This is a genomic window from Aeromonas sp. CU5 (assembly GCF_002586745.1).
GTDB lineage: Bacteria > Pseudomonadota > Gammaproteobacteria > Enterobacterales > Aeromonadaceae > Aeromonas > Aeromonas sobria.
On the sequence record NZ_CP023817.1, the window covers coordinates 192,476 to 209,993 of the forward strand.

Genomic DNA, 17,518 nt, shown 5'->3' on the forward strand with positions numbered 1-17,518 from the left:
CATTTAATGGACGCGGAGTATTAGCAAACCCCATACCCCCTTGCAAGGCAGGGTTATCGGAATGGTGGCGTAGCGCACGATTTGCAGAATCATCTGACGCAGTGGCGGGCGCTAACTGTCTGGTTAATCAGTATGGTGGCGGTGATGACGGCTGCGAGGGGCCTGTTGCGGCAACAAAAAGGGGGCCAAGAGGCCCCCGAATTGGCAGTCAGCGCATGGCTCAATCGAGTTTGAAATCGACCCAGACCAGACGGTGATCCGAGCTGACCCCCTTGGCGATGCCGAGTTTCGCATCATAGACCAGGTGATAACCGGCCTCGAAGCTGGCAGGCCAGAAGATGCCACTCTTGACCGCATTGAGGTTGGCGGAGGGGATCACGTGATCCAGCTGCAAGCCGCTGCTGCTGGTGATCCGCTCAGGGTTCGGACGATTGTTGTTACGTGAACAGAGTTGCGGCTGAGTGGCCAGGCACTCGGGACCCCCTTCGCTCACCGGGATCAAGGTGCCATTGGTGACGGCCTGGTTCATCAGGGCGTTGTCCTGCAGCGCCTGGATGGCGGTCAGATCGCCGTCGCCAGTTTGCGGGTCGGCGTTGAGATCGCCCGCGATAACGAACTTGGCGTTTTTGGTCAGTCCACCTTTGGTGCCCTTGTCATCGGTCATGTAGCCAAGACCCTTGACGTAATCGTTCCAGAAGGCGATCTCGGCACGGTTGTGCTTGACGTTGTGGCGAGCCGCATTGCCGAAGATGGGGGGAGTTGGGTGGGAGATCAGGAAGTGAATAACCTCTTCACCCTTGTCGGTTTTGATCAGCACCGGCACATCGGCGTGGTTCTTGGAGGAGAGCGGGAACTGCTGCCAGGCCGCATCGTCATACCAGGCATCGCCACACTGGCGGTTGGCAGGGATCTTGGCCTTGGGGTTATTGCAGTCATCGATGATGGGGTTCTGCTCGCCCGGCATATCCTTCCACTTGAACTTCTGGAAGGTACGGATCTGCTTGGTATCAATCGGATATTTGGACATCACCGCAAAGGCGTACTGGCCGTGGTAGTTGCCAAAGCCCCAGGCATCGTCGCCAGTGGTCTTGTTGTCGAGATTGAGATCATAACCGCTTTGCAGGCCGGTATTGGTGGCGAAGTTCTGCATCACCGGATAGCTGATGGCAGTCACTTCACTGTGCTGGGCGTGGGCCAGATAGTTGTCGTTGAAGGCTTTCAGGTCGGCGGTGTTTTCGCCTTTGCCATCGTTGTCGAATTCGTTTAGCAGGAACACATCTGGCCGAGTGCGCTGGATGATCTCGGCCACGTTGCGGATCTGCTGCACGTTCTTGGCTTTGGTTTCTTCTGTGCCACTCAGGCTCCCTTCGGCGAGGCGGGCCAGCAGCGCATCCTGCGCGGTACGGGTCAGTGCCAGCTCCCCGGTCAGCATACCGGCGGCAGTGCGGTCAAAAGAGAGGTTAAAGGTGGCGAAACGTACCATGGGATCAGCAGCCTTTGAGTCGTTGTCGCTGTTGCAGCCAGCCAGCATCCCGAGAGAAATGGCGGCAGCCAGTAGGGTTTTGTTGAGGTTTTTCATTGTAATTATTCCGTAGCATCAATTGAGTCGAGCCTTCTGTGAGGCGGCGGTATTGTAGTTTTTACTCAATCGCACTTGGATTTATCCATCGATTAAATGTGATTCTCATCACACTAAATTTTACGCAATCACAATTTTTTTATGTCGCAGATGAGCTTAAAGAATCAAATGAAAACGTTTTTTCTAGCTGTTAAATCGAAAAGCGTTACACCACCATCGGCAGGCCGCTCTCGGGGTGGTGGATCACCTGGGCCGGATAGTCATAGAGACGGGCAATCAGCTCAGGGGTCAGCACCTCGGCAGGTGTGCCATCGGCCATCAGCTTGCCCCGCTCCAGCATCACCAGCCGATCGGCATAGCGCGCCGCCAGATTGAGGTCGTGCAGTACCACCAGCACCGCGGTATTACGGCTGGCCAGGGCGCGCGCCATGGTGAGCAGCTGATGCTGGTATTTCAGATCGAGGGCCGAGGTGGGCTCGTCGAGCAGCAGCAAGCGGGGTTGCTCGGCCTGATCTGTCGGGGAGGGGGCCTGCCAGATCTGCGCCAGCACCCGGGCAAACTGCACCCGCTGCCGCTCGCCGCCGGAGAGTCCCGGATAGAGCCGCTTGGCCAGATGCTCGACCCCGGCATGGGTCATGGCTGCCGCCACTATCTCGTCACGCCGGGTTGCCGGTTCACTGTGAGGCAAGCGCCCCATGGCGACCACCTCTTCGCAGAGAAAGGGGAAGTTGAGGGACGAGCTTTGCGGCAATACCCCGAGCCGGTGAGCCAGCTGCTTGCCGCTCCACTGCTGGCGATTTTCGCCAAACAGGGTGATGGCGCCCTCATATTCCAGCTCGCCGGTCAGGCACTTGAGCAGTGAACTCTTGCCCGCCCCATTGGGGCCAAGCAGGGCGGTGAGGGTGCCGCTCTCAAGGCTCAGATCGAGCCCATCCAGGATCTGGCGCTGGCCACGGCGCAGGCTGAGCCGGGAGCAGGTCAACAGGGGGGAGGAGAGTGAGGATGAGAGTGGTTGCATAACAGTCCGTATCACAGGGCGCGGCGGCCGGTTACCAGCAGCCAGATAAAGAAGGGGGCGCCGATCAAGGCGGTGATAATGCCCACCGGCAGTTCGGCTGGTGCCAGCAGGGTGCGCGCCAGCATGTCTGCCGCCAGCAGCAGGGCGGCGCCAAGCAGGGCCGAGAGCGGCAGCAACCGGACATGGTTGGGGCCTGCCAGCAGGCGCACCAGATGGGGCACTACCAGTCCGACGAAACCGATCATCCCCGATACCGCCACCGCCACCCCGACGCCTGCTGCGGTGAGCAGAATGAGGCGGCGCTTGAGGGACTGCACATTGACCCCCAGATGACGGGCTTCCCCTTCACCCAGTAGCAGGGCGTTGAGGGGATTGGCATCGCGCATAAAGAGCCACAGCAGCGCCGCCAGGGTGAGCAGGGCCAGCGCCACATCGGCCGGTTTGCCTGCCGCCAGCGTTCCCATTTGCCACAGGCTCAGGTTGCGCAGCATCTGATCGTCCGCCAGATAGGTGAGCAGGCCGATCACCGCGCCGGAGAGCGCCGTGATGGCGACCCCGGCCAGCAGCATGACGGTGACCGAGGTGCCCCCCTCGCGGGTGCCGAGCAGATAGACCAGGGTGGTGGTGAGCGCGCCGCCGAGAAAGGCGAGCAGGGGCAGCAGGCCAACCCCGATGGTGGCTTGCAACTGTTGGCCAAGGGGGGCCAGCAGCACGATGGCGAGCGCCGCCCCCAGTGCGGCACCGCCGGAGACACCTATGATGCCGGGGTCGGCCAGGGGGTTGCGAAACAGCCCCTGCATCACGGCGCCACAGAGCCCGAGAATGCCCCCCACCGCGATGCAAAGCAGGGTTCTGGGCAGACGGATCCCTTGCACGATCAGCAGTTTGTGCGCCTCAATCCCGCTCTCCTGCCCGGCAAACAGCGCCCGCAGACTCTCGCCCAGGGTGAGCGTCATGGGGCCGGTTGCCAGCGAACCGAGCAGCAATAGCGCCAGTGCGGCCGTGGTGAAGGCTAGCAGCCAGGAGAGGGGCAAGCGCATCATGACCCCTGTTTGATCCACTGGGCGATCTGGTTCGCCTGTTGCAGGGAGTTGAGGCTCAGGCCCCCTTGCAGGGCGTGACCGTCGATGGCGTGAATGGCGTTGCGCTTGCCAGCCGGGGTGGCGGCCAGTGCGGGCACCTCTGCCAGCACCTTGGCCGGATCGGCATATTGCTGCCAGTCACGACCGCTGACCAGCACCAGATCGGGCTGCATCTCGATGAGGGATTCGGCGGATACCGGCTTGTAGTTGCGCAATTCGGCGGCCGGATTGATGCCCCCTGCCAGCGAGACCAGCGCGCTGGCAGTGGTGTCACCCCCGGCGATGCTGGTGGGTTGCCCTTTGTGCAGCAGCAGGAAGGCGACCTTGAGCGGCTTGTTCTGTTTGGCTTGCGCCGCCAGCTGATCGGTCTGGGCCTGGATCTTCGCCTTCAGGCGATCGCCAGCCGCTTTGTCGCCCAGCAGGCTGGAGAGGGTGTCGATACGCTGGTTGAGGTTGGCCAGAGTCGGTGCGGTATCCAGCACCTCCACCTTGACCCCGGCGCGGCGCAGCTGATCCAGGGTCGGGGCCGGGCCCATCTCGTCGCTGCCTACCAGTCGGGTGGGGGAGAGACTCAGGATCCCTTCGGCGGCCAGTGCCCGGTGATAGCCCACCTTGGGCAGCCCTTTTGGCAAGGGGCTGCTGACATCGGTAGCGATCAGGCTGGACTCACCACCAAGGGCCAGAATGAGTTCTGTGGTGGCCGGGCCGATACTGACGATACGCTCTTTCTCTCCGTCGGCGGCAACGACAGAGAAGGGGTGCAGTGAACTGCAGAGCAGGGTGATGGCGAGGGCAAAACGACGGCCCATGCTAACCTCCGAAAAGGGTGAATGTAACGGGTGTGCCGCCGAGAATATCAAGGCTTTGAATAAATTGCACTGATAATGATAGCAATTATCAATTGCATTGGTGTCAGTGCTTTATTAGAGTAGCGACCATGATAAAGAGCGGGACAAAGGTGTCTCGTCGAGGGAGAAAACATGAGCATTGCACAACGCATTCACGCGCTGCTGGAGCAGGATCCCGGCGCCCATCCTTCTACGCTGGCCGCTCAGCTCAGCGTGAGTGAGTGGCAGGTGGTTCGCCATCTGCCCGCCGAGCTGGTGACCCTGCTGCCTGCCGAGCGAGCCCAAGGTCTGCTGGAAGATCTGGCCGATTGGGGTCATGTCACCACCATCGTTGAATCTGATGGTTCCATCTTCGAGGTAAAAGCCCCCTTCCCGAAAGGCAAGGATGCGCGCGGCTACTACAACCTGATGGGCCGTGACGGCGAGCTGCATGGCCACCTCAAGCTCGACAACGTGGCGGGGATTGCGCTGGTCAGCAAATTGTTCATGGGCAAGGAGGGGCACTCCTTCCAGTTCTTCGGTCACTCTGGTCGCTGCATCTTCAAGGTCTATCTGGGTCGTGACGAGAAACGTCAGCTGCTGGCCGATCAGGTCACCCGTTTTATGGCCCTGCGCCAACAGTCTCAAGAGGAAGTCAAAGCATGAGTGAACGTCAGGAACGTCTGCAGAACCGTCTGCAACCGGAGATCCGCGAGTTTCGTGACAGCTGTCGTACCCTGCAGCTCGCCACTGTCGATAGCGAAGGCAATCCCAACGCCAGTTACGCTCCCTTCGTGCTGCAAGAGGATGGCTACTATGTGCTGATCTCCGAGATCGCCCGCCACGCCCGCAATCTGCAACAGGTGCCCCGGGTATCCCTGATGCTGATCGAGGATGAGAGCGGTGCCCGTGAGCTGTTTGCCCGCAAGCGCTTGACCTTCGATGCGGTAGCTGAAGTGGTCGCCCGTGATGACGCTCGCTGGAGCAAGGCGGTCGCTGCGCTGGAAGGGCGTTTTGGCGAGATCATCAAGGGTCTCTCCAACCTCAAAGATTTCAAGCTGTTCCGCCTCAAGCCGGAGCAGGGGCTGTTCGTCAAGGGCTTCGGCCAGGCGTTTGCGGTCTCCGGTGACGAGCTGGTGGATTTCGTCCATCTGGTGGAAGGGCACAAGCGCATTGACACCGGTGCCGAGCTCACCAGTCCGGCCGATGCACCGGTTTGACGATCCCCTGTCGATCACGACAGCAGCCATAACAAAACGGGCAGCCACTTGGCTGCCCGTTTTTATTGCGCTATCTCGTCGTCTGGCTTACTCAATCTTGCCAGGAGGCCTTGTTGGGAAAGGTGCGGCGATCCGCATCAATTGCCGTCTCGTTACACTCGCCTCGAACTTTCCATGAGCTCTGGCTCAGCACTATGTACCCTTCTCGGCAATATTGTTTGCTCGCCAGGGTCTCGGTCAGCAAGTTCTCTTGTAGCGCCTCCCGTTGTTCCAGCAATCGCTGGCTCTGAACCGCAGATAGGCCGCGCGGCAAAGTATCGTTGGGCGCGGCTTCAAAGGTAAACCGCTTGCTTCCCTCCTCGTTGATGTGAGTCAGAAACAGTGGTTCGGGGCCATCATAGGCTTGCCCCGGCAGGCTGCTGCAACCATTGAGCAGCGGAAACAGCAACAACAGGCTAGCGGGCAACAAACGCACGACAGACTCCAGTGAAAAATGCAGCAAGATTAGTAGATTAACATGGCTGCAGGGCAGGAGTGACTGCCAGCAGCTCGTCGGTGGTGAGCAGGGTCACACGTCGCCCCTCCGGCAGGCTGAGGTGGCGCCACATCCAGTGATGATGCTCGACAATCAGGGCGGCGCTCAGGTGCGGGCGATCGGCGGTGGAGTGGCCATCGCTCAATACCAACACCTCGAAGCCATGGGTAGCAGCACTGCGTACCGTGGTATCGACACAAAAATCGGTGGCACAGCCACAGATAATGAGCCGATCGACCGGCTGCTCGGCTAGCAGGAAGGCTAGCTCGGTATCGAGAAAGCTGTCGCTCGCCGTCTTGCGCACCCGGCTATCTCCCTTGGCGGGTTGCAGTTCAGAATGGAGCTGCCAACCCGGCGTGCCGGGCTCCAGTTCGGTGCCGGGTGGCGAGTCATGTTGGATATAGATGACGCGTCCCTGTTGCTGTCTGACATGGGCCGCAGTCCGGTTGATATTGGCCAGCACTTGCTGTTGCTGGTAGTTGGTCGCTTTCATGACCCCTTGCTGCACATCGATGATCAGTAATACATCCATATTTTACCCGCCGTATCCTGGAAAATTAGGGTTGTAGCCACTGGCTACAGTCACGACTGCGGGATTGATGCAGCGCACTCATATCTTGCTTCATTTCCGCATCGCTTTGCCAGCGCTGTGGCAGCGGCATCAGGCTAACCTGCACATCGGTTGCGCGATCTGCAACAGAGGTCTCATCTATCCGGGGAACCACCAGCGCGACTTTGAGTGACGGATTACGACTGGCGATGCGACTGGCCAGTCCAAGCCCCCCTTCGACATGGAAGTTGCCTGCAATGTGCATGATCTGCTGGCCCGGGTGCGTGGCGAGGTAATCCACCATGCTCTCGGCCATGGTGTCGTCCCAACTGGTCTGGGCGGCGAAGCGGCGGGCGTTGCTGTCGGCATCGCCGTGATGCATAGAGGCCATGAACTTCTGGCGATAGGGGTCATCACCCAGGGTCAGTTGGCGGGCTAGTTGGCTGCGGCGAGTGACCGGCAGCTTGTCGAGCCACTCAGGCCCCTCCTGACCGACACAGCTCACCAGTGGCTTGGGGGCGTTGGCGGCGATCACCGGCATCCGGTGCGCCTTGGCAAATTCCACCAGCGGGCGGTAGTCGCTGGGGTAGTTGGGCCAAGCGTTGCCTTCACGGATCAATGCCGCTTCGCCAATCTTGTTGGCGAGATAGGCATCCAGCGTCCCTTGGTCGGCACGGCTGAACTGCTCCATGGACAGTGCCAGCTGCCGCCCGTTTTGTTGACTGATGGTATTAAGTTCGGTCAATAGCCGTGATTGCAGCAGGTGCACACCGGGGTGGCTGTGCAGCTCCCCCACCAGGATGATATCGGCGTCGGCAATAGGCGAGATCGCTTGTGTCAGGGTCAGATCCTCTTGGCGGTCATTGCTCAGCCGGTAGTCATAGAGCGTCTGTAGCTGTGAGGGAACGGTCGGTTGGGTGTGGGTAGCGCAGGCGGTCAGCAACAGCGGCAGGGCAAGCAGGGGAAGTCGTCTAATCATGGGATCTCACTGCTGATATGTCCGGATGCAGTGCATCGCGGGGGGCTAAAAAAGAATATAGGGGCAATACACGGCGACAGTGTAAAACCAATTCAGTTCAAAGCAAAATGAGAATGATTTCGTTTCTTGTTGATCTTTGTCGAGAGCTGGGTAATATGCGCTCTGTTTGATAACAGTTCTCAATAAGGATTCGCTGTGACCCATCAAAATGCACTCTCTCTGGTCGCCCTTGCCGTGGCTGCCAGCCTCTCTTCCCAAGCCTTTGCTGCCAGTCACAAGGCAGATGAAGTCATGGTCGTCAGCGGCTCACGGATGGAGCAAAAACTGGAAGATGTATCCGGCCCCATCTCGGTGATCACCGCCAAGCAGATTGAAGAACAGGTCGTCACCAATGTTGCCGATCTGTTCCGCTACGAGCCCGGTGTGACCGTGCTAGGCGGTCAGGGGGATGCGCAGACCTTCGTCATCCGCGGTATGGGGGAAAACCGGGTCAAGGTGGTGCGCGACGGGGTTCGCCAGAACGATGCCTACAGCAAGGGCGGGGTTGGCCAGAGCTACTTTGATACCGACATGATCAAGCAGATAGAAGTGGCCAAGGGGCCGGCCTCTGCCGCCTATGGCTCCGATGCGCTAGGGGGCGTTATCGCCATCACCACCAAGGATGCCAGCGACTTCCTCAAGGGCAAAGACAGCTATCTGGATGTGACCAGTGGTTACGCCTCCAGCAGCCACCAGAAGATGGCGGGCTTTACCGGCGCCCTGCGCACCGGCGAGGTGGAGAACCTGCTGCGCTACACCTGGCGCGATGGCGGTGTGACCCAGAATTACGACTCCAGCAAGAGCGACTTTGATATCGGCACCCACGCCCTGCTGCTCAAGAGCAAGTGGAACCTCTCCGATGAGCAGTTCCTCAAGTTGACCGTCGACTACCTGACCGATGGCGAGGAGCCGGATGCAGTCAAGCTCAACAAGGTCGGTACCGGCACCGCCCGCGTGTTTGATCAGCCCATTACTGACAAGCAGACCGACAACCTGTCGCTGGTGCTGGATCACGGTATCGCGCTCAATCAAAGCTGGGCCGATCGGATGGATACCAAGGTCTACTTCGCTCGCACCAAGCAGACGCTGGATCAGTACGCTTCGTCCAAATATCCGGTTAACCCGAGCAACCCCTATGTGACCAAAAACTCGCTGGATCACAACATGTTCGATCAGAAGAACATCGGTGCCCAGCTGCAGTTCCACAAGGCAGTGGCTAACCACCGTCTGGCCTGGGGCGCTGAATACGAGCACACCGGCAACGAACGTACCCGCTACAAGGGGCCGACCACCCCCGGTGATTTTGCTGGCTATAACGAGCTGAGTTTCCCGGCTACCACCAGCGAGCGTAGCGCCCTGTGGGCTTTTGACGAGATCAAGTTTGGTGAGAGCTGGGTGCTGACCCCGGGTGCCCGTTATGACTACTACCGGATGACCCCGGACAAGGATCCGGCCTACACCGGCGACCAGCTGCACAAGTTCTCGGAAGGGGAGCTGTCGCCCAAGCTGGGTCTGGTGTTCAAGGCGCACGAGGCGGCCAACCTGTTCGCCCAGTACAGCCACGGCTTCAAGACACCTATGTACGACAGCGCCTTCTCCACCCTGAACCATCAGGCCTATGGCTACCGTATCGAGCCCAACCCGAATCTCAATCCGGAGAGCAGCGACGGCATCGATCTCGGCGTTCGTGGCAGCAGTAACGGTTTCAGTTATGAAGTAGCCAGCTTCTACAACAAGTTCGATGATTTCATCGAGATGGTGGAAGTGGGTCAACAGGGGCGCACCGCCGTCTACCAGTACCAGAACCTGAGCAAGGCGACCACCAAAGGGGTTGAGGCCAAGGCGGATTACTGGCTCAACGACATCGTCAATGTCTGGGGCAACCTGGCTTACATTGAAGGCAAGGATGGGGATGGCAACTACATCAACAGCCTGAGCCCGCTCAACGGCTCTGTCGGTGTGCGTCTGGAACAGTTCCAGTGGAACTTCAACACCGCCCTGCGCTTTGCCGACGACATGGACAAGGTACGCAAGGATGCCAAGGGCAACGAGTATGTGAAGGCGGCCGGTTGGGGCGTGGTGGATATGTACGCCCAGTTCAACCCGATGACCGATCTGCAGCTCAACGTTGGGGTCTTCAACTTGTTTGACAAGGAGTACACCAGCTACGAGCGCATCGCCGGTCGGGCCGAAGGCTCTGATACCAGCGCCATGACCGAGCCGGGCCGCAACCTGAGCGCACGGGTCAAATACGTATTCTAAAGAGCAAACAACAGACGCAGATGATCAAAGGGGCTTCGGCCCCTTTTTTGTGGCCGCCATGTTGTGACGATGGAGCAGAGCAGATGTTTGCCTAAAAAAAGAAACCCGCCATGGGCGGGTGGAAGGATTGCAACACTAACCAGGAGGAGGTGTTACCAGGTAGACCCTGCTTCTTCGGTAATAGTTCAATTTTATTGAAGTTTTTTCGTTTTTTTCGCGGGGTTTCCATCGGGATCTGTGGGGGAGGATGGGTTATCATTCTGCTCCCGTCATCCGGTTGCAGAGGATCTATGCCCGCGTTCTCCTGGTTAGCGCTCTTTTTCGGCGCCTTCTATTTTGTCTACGGCGCTTACTTGCCGTTCTGGTCGCTCTGGCTGGAGGGGGTGGGCGTCAGCGCCGAGATGATAGGTCTGCTGCTGGGGGCGGGGATGGCGATCCGCTTTGCCGGCAACCTGATGGTGATGGGGCAGATCAAGGGGGCGGGCCATCTGCTGCCGGTTACCCGATTGCTCTCCCTGCTCAGTCTGCTGGCCTTTCTCGGTTTCTACCTCAGTCATAACCTCTGGTGGCTGGTGGGCTTGACCCTGCTGGCGAACTTTATCTATCCGACCCTGATGCCGGTGGGGGAGGCGCTGGCGACCCGCATGGTGGTGCAGGCGCACCTCGATTACGGCAAGGTGCGGCTGTGCGGTTCGTTTGCCTTTATTGTCGCCTCGACGCTGGTGGGGGCGCTGGTAGGGAATTTTGGCAGCGAGTGGATTTTGCACACCATGGTGGCGGGGTTGGTGCTGATGCTGCTGCTCAGCTGGCTGCCGCTCTATCCGGCGCCGCAGGATAGTCAGGGCGAGCGGGCCAAGGCCTCTTTGCTGGCAACCCTGCGCAGTGCGCCGGTGCGCCGCTTCTTGCTGCTGACAGCTCTGCTACAGGGGAGCCACGCCGCCTATTACGGCTTCAGTGCCATCTACTGGAAGGCGCAAGGGTATAGCGGCACCATCATCGGCTATCTGTGGGCGCTAGGGGTGGTGGCGGAGATCTGCATGTTCGCCGCCGACAAGCGGTTCTTGCAGCGCTTTGGTGCCCAGAGCCTCTTTATCGCCGGTGCCATCGGTTGTGTGGTGCGCTGGGTATTGTTGGGGGCCTCGACTGAGCTATGGGTGTTGGTGCTGGGGCAACTGCTGCACGCGGTCACGTTTGGCATGAGCCATCTGGGGGCGGTGCGTTTCATGACTCGCCAGCTGCCCGCCGAGCAGTTGATCCCGACCCAGGCGCTCTATGCGGCCCTGGGCCTCGGCATGACGGTGGCGGCCTTGATGGCGATCTGCGGCGTACTGTTCGAGCCCCTCGGCGGCGGCATCTTCTTCCTGATGGTGCTGGTGGTGTTGCCGGTGTTCTTCCTGCGGCTGCGCCCCTTTGCGCCGTCTGCGCAGGAGAGTGCTCCGGCCTGATACTGGGCTATCTGAATCATCACCTAGCAACAGGGAGAGCCACGGCTCTCCCTTTTTCGTTGCTGCGGTTTGCGGCGTTATTGCTGCTCGCCAAAATAGTGGCGGCTGAGGCGGTGCCAGGTATCCGAGCCGATGGTGCCAGCAAGCCGCTCATTGGAGGCGGCATCAAAGCGGCCATCTGGCAACCAGCTCAGTTGGGGTAGCAGTTGGGCCAGCGTCACGTCATTGTGTTGCAGCTCCCGCTCCAGCGCTTCCCAGAAGGCGCTCCCTTTGACGTAAAAGAGCGGGTAGTAGGAGCGATCGCCAGCCAGCACCTCGCGGGCTGCCCGATAGAGCCCGCTCTCCCTATGGGGCAGCTGTTTGCCTCGCTCGGCCAGTTCGTTGACCGCCGTGACCTGATGCAGCCGAAAGCGGCGCAGCGCCTTGATGGCGAGGTACTCGGCGAGGCTCTCGTTGACCCAAGTGGGCTGTTGAGCAGAGTGGTGAGCGCTGAGGATGTGCACCGCCTCGTGGGCCGAGGTGCGCAGCAGGCGCAGGGGGGCCTGTGGCGTCGGCTTGCCATTCATGGTGGGGTAGTTGGCGACAAACACCTGATCCCCAGCGGCGCCGCCGAGGGAGCGAGTCGCCACATCTCGTCCCAGCCACACCAGTTGCCACGGGTGAGTGGGCGGGGCCACATCGAGCTGGAAGGCCAGATAGTCGATGATCTCATTCAGTTGCTGCTGCAAGGCCGGCAGATCGAGCTGATTGGCGGTCTCATCATGGCTCAGCACCAGCCGCGGAGCTGACTTGTTGACAGGAACAGTGGCTAGACCAAATGGCAGGATCAGCGGCGGCTGGTTGACACTCGGTAGCGGTTGGCAGGAGCCATCCGGCAGACAGATCTCCCCTCGGCGGCTCCCCAGCTGGCGCACCAGATTGCCCCACTCGGTCAATAGCCACTGGTTGGGGGCAAACAGCAGCGACTGTTGGGCCGAGGCATCCGCTCCCAGTGCCGGAGCGGGTGTGAGCGTGATCTGCCAGCCTACCTCCTTGCAAGAGAAGGGCTGGTTGAGGGCAACCGGCTGGTTGTCTGCAAGGCAGACCAGCGCGGGGGAAACCGGCGTTGCACTGCCCGGCAACTGGCGGGCGGGGAGCAGGGTAAAAGGGGGATCACCCTGCATGGTGAGGTGAACTTGTAGCAGATTGGCGCTGGCGCCCTGCTCGATAAGGTAGCGGGGGCCGCTCGCGCCATCGGCGGCGCAGGCCCACAGTGGCAGCAGCCACAGGGCAAACAGGGTGAGATGACGACTCATAAGGGGGTTAGCGCTCCTGCTCGTAGCCCAGCAGATCGCCGGGCTGGCATTTGAGTTCACGGCAGATGGCCTCCAGAGTGGAGAAGCGCACCGCCTTGGCGTGGCCATTTTTGAGGACCGAGAGGTTGGCCTCGGTGATGTCGATGCGCTGTGCCAGCTCGCGGGCGGTCATCTTGCGTTCGGCCAGCAGGGCATCGAGCCGGATGATGATGGACATAGGCTCCACTTACACCGTCAGTTGCTGTTCGTCGGCCAGCAGTTTGGCCTCGCGCATCACCAGTGCCAGCGCCAGTACGATGAGTCCCGCTAGCAGCAGCCGGAAATCGGACGAGCTGATAGAGACGGAGCCATGTATCTCGGGGCCGCTCATGGTGAGGACGGTATCGAGCAAGGGGGTCTGGATCAGCTCGACCAGGAAGGATACACAGAGCAGCACACCGATCTGCCGATAGCGGCGGATCTGCTCGAAGGTGAAGAGCAGACCGGCGCGGTAGCCACGAAACAGCTGACGCAGTTGCCACAGCATCAGCATGAAGACCAGATCCGGCAGCAACTGCACCAGGGTGCCGAGCAGCCGGTTGGCGGTGCGCAGCGGATAGTCGGCCATGGTAAGGGGGGGCTGCGGGATGAGGTCGAGGGATGGCGTTTCACCATTGGCCAGCGGCACGCCGTTGAGAATGTGCGAGCCGCTGCTGTGGATGATCTGGTTGAGCTCCTCTTGCAGCAGGTCATTGCCGCCCAACAGGTGGGACCAGGTCTCCATCAGGGTAATGGTGGGGGTGGCGAGCAGGGCAAACAGCAGCAGCCACTCGATCAGAACGCTCAGGCGTTCAAGTTTGGTCGTTCTCATCATGAACCTCATGGTGGGCGCCATCCCGCTGGCGGAATGGTTTTAAGTTTATTGTTTATCAATATGCAGATGGGCGAATGTTTATCGTTTTACGATATACAGTCAAGGCAAAACTTATTGAAAAACGATAATTTCAATCTGTCCGAAGGGGATGACTTTTGGCTGCTGCCTCTCTAGACTGGCGAGGTTGTATACAAAAACTCAACATGGACAAGGAGTTATCGATGCACCAGGGATGGCTGCTGATCGGATTGTCGCTCACCTATCTGGGGCTGCTGTTTCTGATCGCCTTCGTGGCAGACAAGCACAAACGGCACCGTCTCAAGGGGCAACCGCTGCTCTACAGTCTGTCGCTGGCGGTCTACTGCACCTCCTGGACCTTCTTCGGCACCGTGGGGCAGGCGAGTGAATCCCCCTGGTCGCCGGTGCCCATCTACCTTGGCCCCATGCTGGTCTTTCTGTTTGGCTGGCGGCTGCTGGCTCGCCTCATTCTGGTGGCCAAGCGCGAGCACATCACCTCCATCGCCGACTTTATCGCTGCCCGTTACGGCAAATCCCAGCGGCTCGCCATGGTGATCTCTCTCATCGCCATCATGGGGATCCTCCCCTATCTGGTGTTGCAGCTCAAAGCCATCGTCACCGGGCTGGATCTGCTGATGGTCAATAGCGGTGGCATCAGCCCGACCAGCAACACCAGCGAGCTGGCGCTCGGGGTCACTCTGCTGTTGGCGCTGTTCAGCATCCTGTTCGGTACTCGCCATCTCGATGCCACCGAGCACCACAGGGGGATGGTGGTGGCCATCGCCTTCGAATCGGTGGTGAAGCTGCTGGCCTTTATCGCGGTGGGGGGCTTTGCCCTATGGCTGATTTTGAGCAAACCCGGCGTTGCCCACGAGCAGGTGACCCGCGACTTCTTTACGCAGGTGATGGCGGTGAGCCCCGGCAACCTGCTGGAGCTCGCCATCTATACGGTACTGGCGATGTGCGCCGTCATCTGCCTGCCGCGCCAGTTTCATGTGACTGTGGTGGAGAACAATCAGGGGCAGGATCTGCACTGGGCGCGCTGGATCTTCCCGCTCTACCTGTTCGTGATGGGGCTCTTTATCTGGCCACTGGCGCTGGCGGGCAAGCTGTGGCTGGGGGCTGAGGTGGCGTCTGACACCTATGTGATCAGCCTGCCGATGGCCCTCGGTTTTGATGGCATGGCGATGCTGGCCTTTCTCGGCGGCACTTCGGCGGCCACTGGCATGGTGATCGTTTGCACTATCGCGCTGGCGATCATGGTGAGCAACGATCTGGTGCTGCCGGTGCTGCTGCGCCGTTTCTGGCGGCAGGGGCGCGACGAACGGCTGGTGCGGCTGCTGCTGCAGGTGCGCCGCGGCGCCATTCTGCTGATTTTGCTGGCGGCCTGGGGGCTCTACCTTTGGCTCGGCGATCTCACCAGTCTCTCCCGCATCGGCTATCTCTCGTTTGGCGCTGTGGCCCAGTTTGCACCGGCCCTGCTGCTCGGTCTCTACTGGCGCCACGGCAATCGCAAGGGGGTCTATCTTGGTCTCTTCCTCGGGGTGAGTCTCTGGTTCGTGACCCTGCTGGTGGAGAGCGGGTTGCTGGCCGGTTCACCGCTGGCCGAGCTGCTGGCACCGCCGGACTGGCCCGCGTTTCGCGATCTTAGCCTGGGCGCCTGGTGCATCTTCCTGAGTCTCGTGCTCAACCTGCTCGGCTACGTGGTGGGTTCCCTGCTGTCGCGCCCGGCGGTGAGCGAGCGGCTGCAAGCGGCCAACTTCGTCGGCAAGCCGAGCCGTGATACCGCCGCCCTCTATCAGGCGCGGGTCTCGGTCAAGGAGCTGGAGATGCTGGCGGCTCGCTTCGTCGGTTCGAGCCGGGTTAAGCGCGCCTTTGGCCGCTTCGCCGGTGAGCGGGGCGGCACCTTGGCGCCCCAGATGCAGGCTTCGGCCGAGCTGATCGCCCACACCGAGCGGCTGCTGGCAGGGGTATTTGGCACCTCGTCGGCGCGGTTGGTGCTCGCCTCGGCCCTGCAGGGGCGCAACATGCAACTGGAGGAGATTGCCACCATTGTCGATGAGGCCTCCGACGTGTTTCGCTTCAACCGCGGCCTGCTGCAGGGGGCGATCGAGCATATCGGGCAGGGGATCTCTGTGGTGGATCGGGAGCTCAGGCTGGTGGCCTGGAATCGCCGCTACATCGAGCTGTTCCACTATCCTCCGGGGCTTATTCAGGCGGGGCGCTCCATCGAGCAGATCATCCGCTACAACGCCGAGCAGGGGCTCTGTGGCCCCGGCGATATCGAGGACCATGTGGCACGGCGGGTCGCCTTTATGAAGCGCGGCAGCGCCCATATCTCGGCGCGAGAGCGCCCGGACGGGCGGGTTATCGAGATGCAGGGCAACCCTATGCCCGCCGGTGGTTTCGTCATGACCTTTACCGACATCACCCCGTTTCGCGATGCGGAACGGGTGCTGCGCGAAGCGAACGAACATCTGGAGGCGCGGGTGGCCGAGCGCACCCACGAGCTCTCCGAACTCAACCGCCAGCTGCTGCTGGTGAACCAGCAGGTGGAGCGGGCCAACCACTCCAAGAGCCGTTTTCTGGCGGCGGTCAGCCACGATCTGACTCAGCCTCTCAATGCCGCCAAGCTGTTTACCTCCTCCCTGTTGGAGATGCTGCCAGCATCTGGTGATCAGGCCCGCATCGCCCGCCATATCGACGATGCATTGGGGGCGACCGAAGATCTCATCACCGATCTGCTCGATATCTCGCGGCTCGAAGCGGGCAAGTTCAAGGCCAAGAAGATCGACTTCGCCTTGCGCGATCTGTTCGACAACCTCAAGGCGGAGTTTGGCGTGCTGGCGCAGGCGGGGGGAATCCACTTCTCGGTGGTGGAGAGCAAGCATGCGGTACACAGCGATGTGCGGCTGCTGCGGCGGGTGCTGCAGAACTTCCTCACCAATGCGTTTCGCTATAACCCGGCTGGCCGGGTGCTGCTCGGCTGTCGCCGGATCGGGGAGAAGATCCGCATCGAGGTGTGGGACAATGGCCCCGGCATCCCGCAGGATAAACAGGAGGCAATTTTCGACGAGTTCTCCCGCCTTGATCACTCCCGCACCGCCAAGGAGCAGGGGCTCGGTCTGGGACTCGCCATCGCCCGCGGCATCTCGCAAGTGCTCGGTCATCAGCTCACCCTGCAGAGCTGGCCGGGCAAGGGGTCGGTCTTTGCGGTGACCCTCAATCTGGCGACCCGCCCGGTTGTGCCCCATCAGTTGGCCGTGCCTGTGGTGCGTGACAGCCAGCTGGAGGGGGTGGCCGTGCTTTGCATCGACAACGAGCGGGACATTCTGACCGCCATGAGCACCTTGCTCGGCCGCTGGGGCTGCGAGGTGCGCTGCGCCGTTGATCTGGCCGAAGCCGAAGTGCTGGTGGCAGAAGGGTTTGTGCCTAGGCTGGTGCTATCTGACTATCACCTCGACGACGGCAAGACCGGGCTGGAGGCGCTGGCTGCGCTGCAGCTGGTGTGTGGCGACGAGCTGGGGGGCATCATCATCAGCGCCGATCGCAAGAGCGAGTTGCAGGCGCAGATCCGCGAGGGAGGTTACGGCTACATCAGCAAGCCGGTCAAACCGCTCAAACTGCGGGCGCTGATGAACAGCCTGTTGCTGCGATAGCAGCACCTCAGGCGGCAAGCCGTGAACCGGCTCACAAAACCGCACAAATATGGTGACAACCATCGTCATGGTGGTTCGTCATACATGGCCCCGGATTGGCGATGATCCCTTCACTATTTCGTGTGATAACGACCGATAGCCATTCTGGTCAGCCACT

At 60.6% G+C, this 17,518-nt stretch carries 15 protein-coding genes; 5 read left to right on the forward strand and 10 right to left on the reverse strand.

The window, feature by feature from the left end; all coding sequences use genetic code 11:
• Positions 1-220: 220 nt before the first annotated feature.
• From CK911_RS00840 to CK911_RS00855, 4 genes are all read right to left on the reverse strand, one after another.
• Positions 221-1,579 carry an endonuclease/exonuclease/phosphatase family protein gene (locus CK911_RS00840; RefSeq protein ID WP_098968663.1) on the reverse strand — a complete coding sequence of 453 codons (1,359 nt, stop codon included), beginning with the start codon at positions 1,577-1,579 and terminating at the stop codon, positions 221-223.
• Positions 1,580-1,784: 205 nt separating this feature from the next.
• Positions 1,785-2,597 carry a heme ABC transporter ATP-binding protein gene (locus CK911_RS00845; RefSeq protein WP_098968664.1) on the reverse strand — a complete coding sequence of 271 codons (813 nt, stop codon included), beginning with the start codon at positions 2,595-2,597 and terminating at the stop codon, positions 1,785-1,787.
• Between the two features lie 11 nt (positions 2,598-2,608).
• Complete coding sequence (locus CK911_RS00850; protein WP_172953931.1) at positions 2,609-3,640, reverse strand: iron ABC transporter permease; 1,032 nt, start codon at positions 3,638-3,640, stop codon at positions 2,609-2,611.
• Complete coding sequence (locus CK911_RS00855) at positions 3,637-4,488, reverse strand: hemin ABC transporter substrate-binding protein (RefSeq protein ID WP_098968665.1); 852 nt, start codon at positions 4,486-4,488, stop codon at positions 3,637-3,639. The genes CK911_RS00850 and CK911_RS00855 overlap by 4 nt, the downstream gene beginning before the upstream one ends.
• Before the next feature lie 171 nt (positions 4,489-4,659).
• On the opposite strand from CK911_RS00855, the gene hutX reads away from it, so the two are divergent.
• Positions 4,660-5,172 carry a heme utilization cystosolic carrier protein HutX gene (gene hutX, locus CK911_RS00860; protein WP_098968666.1) on the forward strand — a complete coding sequence of 171 codons (513 nt, stop codon included), beginning with the start codon at positions 4,660-4,662 and terminating at the stop codon, positions 5,170-5,172.
• Positions 5,169-5,726 (forward strand): heme utilization protein HutZ, encoded by a 558-nt coding sequence (hutZ, locus tag CK911_RS00865; protein ID WP_098968667.1) that lies wholly within the window; start codon positions 5,169-5,171, stop codon positions 5,724-5,726. Before hutX ends, hutZ begins: the two co-directional genes overlap by 4 nt.
• 91 nt (positions 5,727-5,817) lie before the next feature.
• Here the strand turns inward: hutZ and CK911_RS00870 are convergent, their stop codons facing one another.
• From CK911_RS00870 to CK911_RS00880, 3 genes are read right to left on the reverse strand one after another with little or no spacing between them, the layout of a single operon-like run.
• Complete coding sequence (locus tag CK911_RS00870) at positions 5,818-6,201, reverse strand: hypothetical protein (RefSeq protein ID WP_042021714.1); 384 nt, start codon at positions 6,199-6,201, stop codon at positions 5,818-5,820.
• A gap of 37 nt (positions 6,202-6,238) precedes the next feature.
• The gene (locus CK911_RS00875) at positions 6,239-6,793 is read right to left on the reverse strand and encodes a cysteine hydrolase family protein (RefSeq protein ID WP_068976874.1); all 555 of its coding nucleotides are present in this window, start codon (positions 6,791-6,793) and stop codon (positions 6,239-6,241) included.
• A gap of 25 nt (positions 6,794-6,818) precedes the next feature.
• Complete coding sequence (locus CK911_RS00880) at positions 6,819-7,790, reverse strand: ChaN family lipoprotein (protein WP_098968668.1); 972 nt, start codon at positions 7,788-7,790, stop codon at positions 6,819-6,821.
• A 195-nt stretch (positions 7,791-7,985) separates the two neighbouring features.
• Between CK911_RS00880 and CK911_RS00885 the strand changes: the two genes are divergently transcribed.
• On the forward strand, positions 7,986-10,091 hold the full coding sequence (locus tag CK911_RS00885; RefSeq protein WP_098968669.1) for a TonB-dependent hemoglobin/transferrin/lactoferrin family receptor: 2,106 nt from the start codon (positions 7,986-7,988) through the stop codon (positions 10,089-10,091).
• 290 nt (positions 10,092-10,381) lie between these two features.
• On the forward strand, positions 10,382-11,536 hold the full coding sequence (locus tag CK911_RS00890; RefSeq protein WP_098968670.1) for a 3-phenylpropionate MFS transporter: 1,155 nt from the start codon (positions 10,382-10,384) through the stop codon (positions 11,534-11,536).
• A 77-nt stretch (positions 11,537-11,613) separates the two neighbouring features.
• On the opposite strand, the gene CK911_RS00895 is transcribed toward CK911_RS00890, so the two are convergent.
• Genes CK911_RS00895 through CK911_RS00905 form a run of 3 tightly spaced genes read right to left on the reverse strand, consistent with a single transcriptional unit; the run spans position 11,614 to position 13,681 of the window.
• The gene (locus CK911_RS00895; protein WP_098968671.1) at positions 11,614-12,831 is read right to left on the reverse strand and encodes a hypothetical protein; all 1,218 of its coding nucleotides are present in this window, start codon (positions 12,829-12,831) and stop codon (positions 11,614-11,616) included.
• A 7-nt stretch (positions 12,832-12,838) separates the two neighbouring features.
• The gene (locus CK911_RS00900) at positions 12,839-13,048 is read right to left on the reverse strand and encodes a helix-turn-helix transcriptional regulator (protein ID WP_098968672.1); all 210 of its coding nucleotides are present in this window, start codon (positions 13,046-13,048) and stop codon (positions 12,839-12,841) included.
• Positions 13,049-13,057: 9 nt separating this feature from the next.
• The gene (locus CK911_RS00905) at positions 13,058-13,681 is read right to left on the reverse strand and encodes a DUF2975 domain-containing protein (protein ID WP_042021696.1); all 624 of its coding nucleotides are present in this window, start codon (positions 13,679-13,681) and stop codon (positions 13,058-13,060) included.
• Positions 13,682-13,905: 224 nt separating this feature from the next.
• On the opposite strand from CK911_RS00905, the gene CK911_RS00910 reads away from it, so the two are divergent.
• Positions 13,906-17,361 (forward strand): PAS domain-containing hybrid sensor histidine kinase/response regulator, encoded by a 3,456-nt coding sequence (locus CK911_RS00910; protein ID WP_098968673.1) that lies wholly within the window; start codon positions 13,906-13,908, stop codon positions 17,359-17,361.
• Positions 17,362-17,518 lie beyond the last annotated feature (157 nt).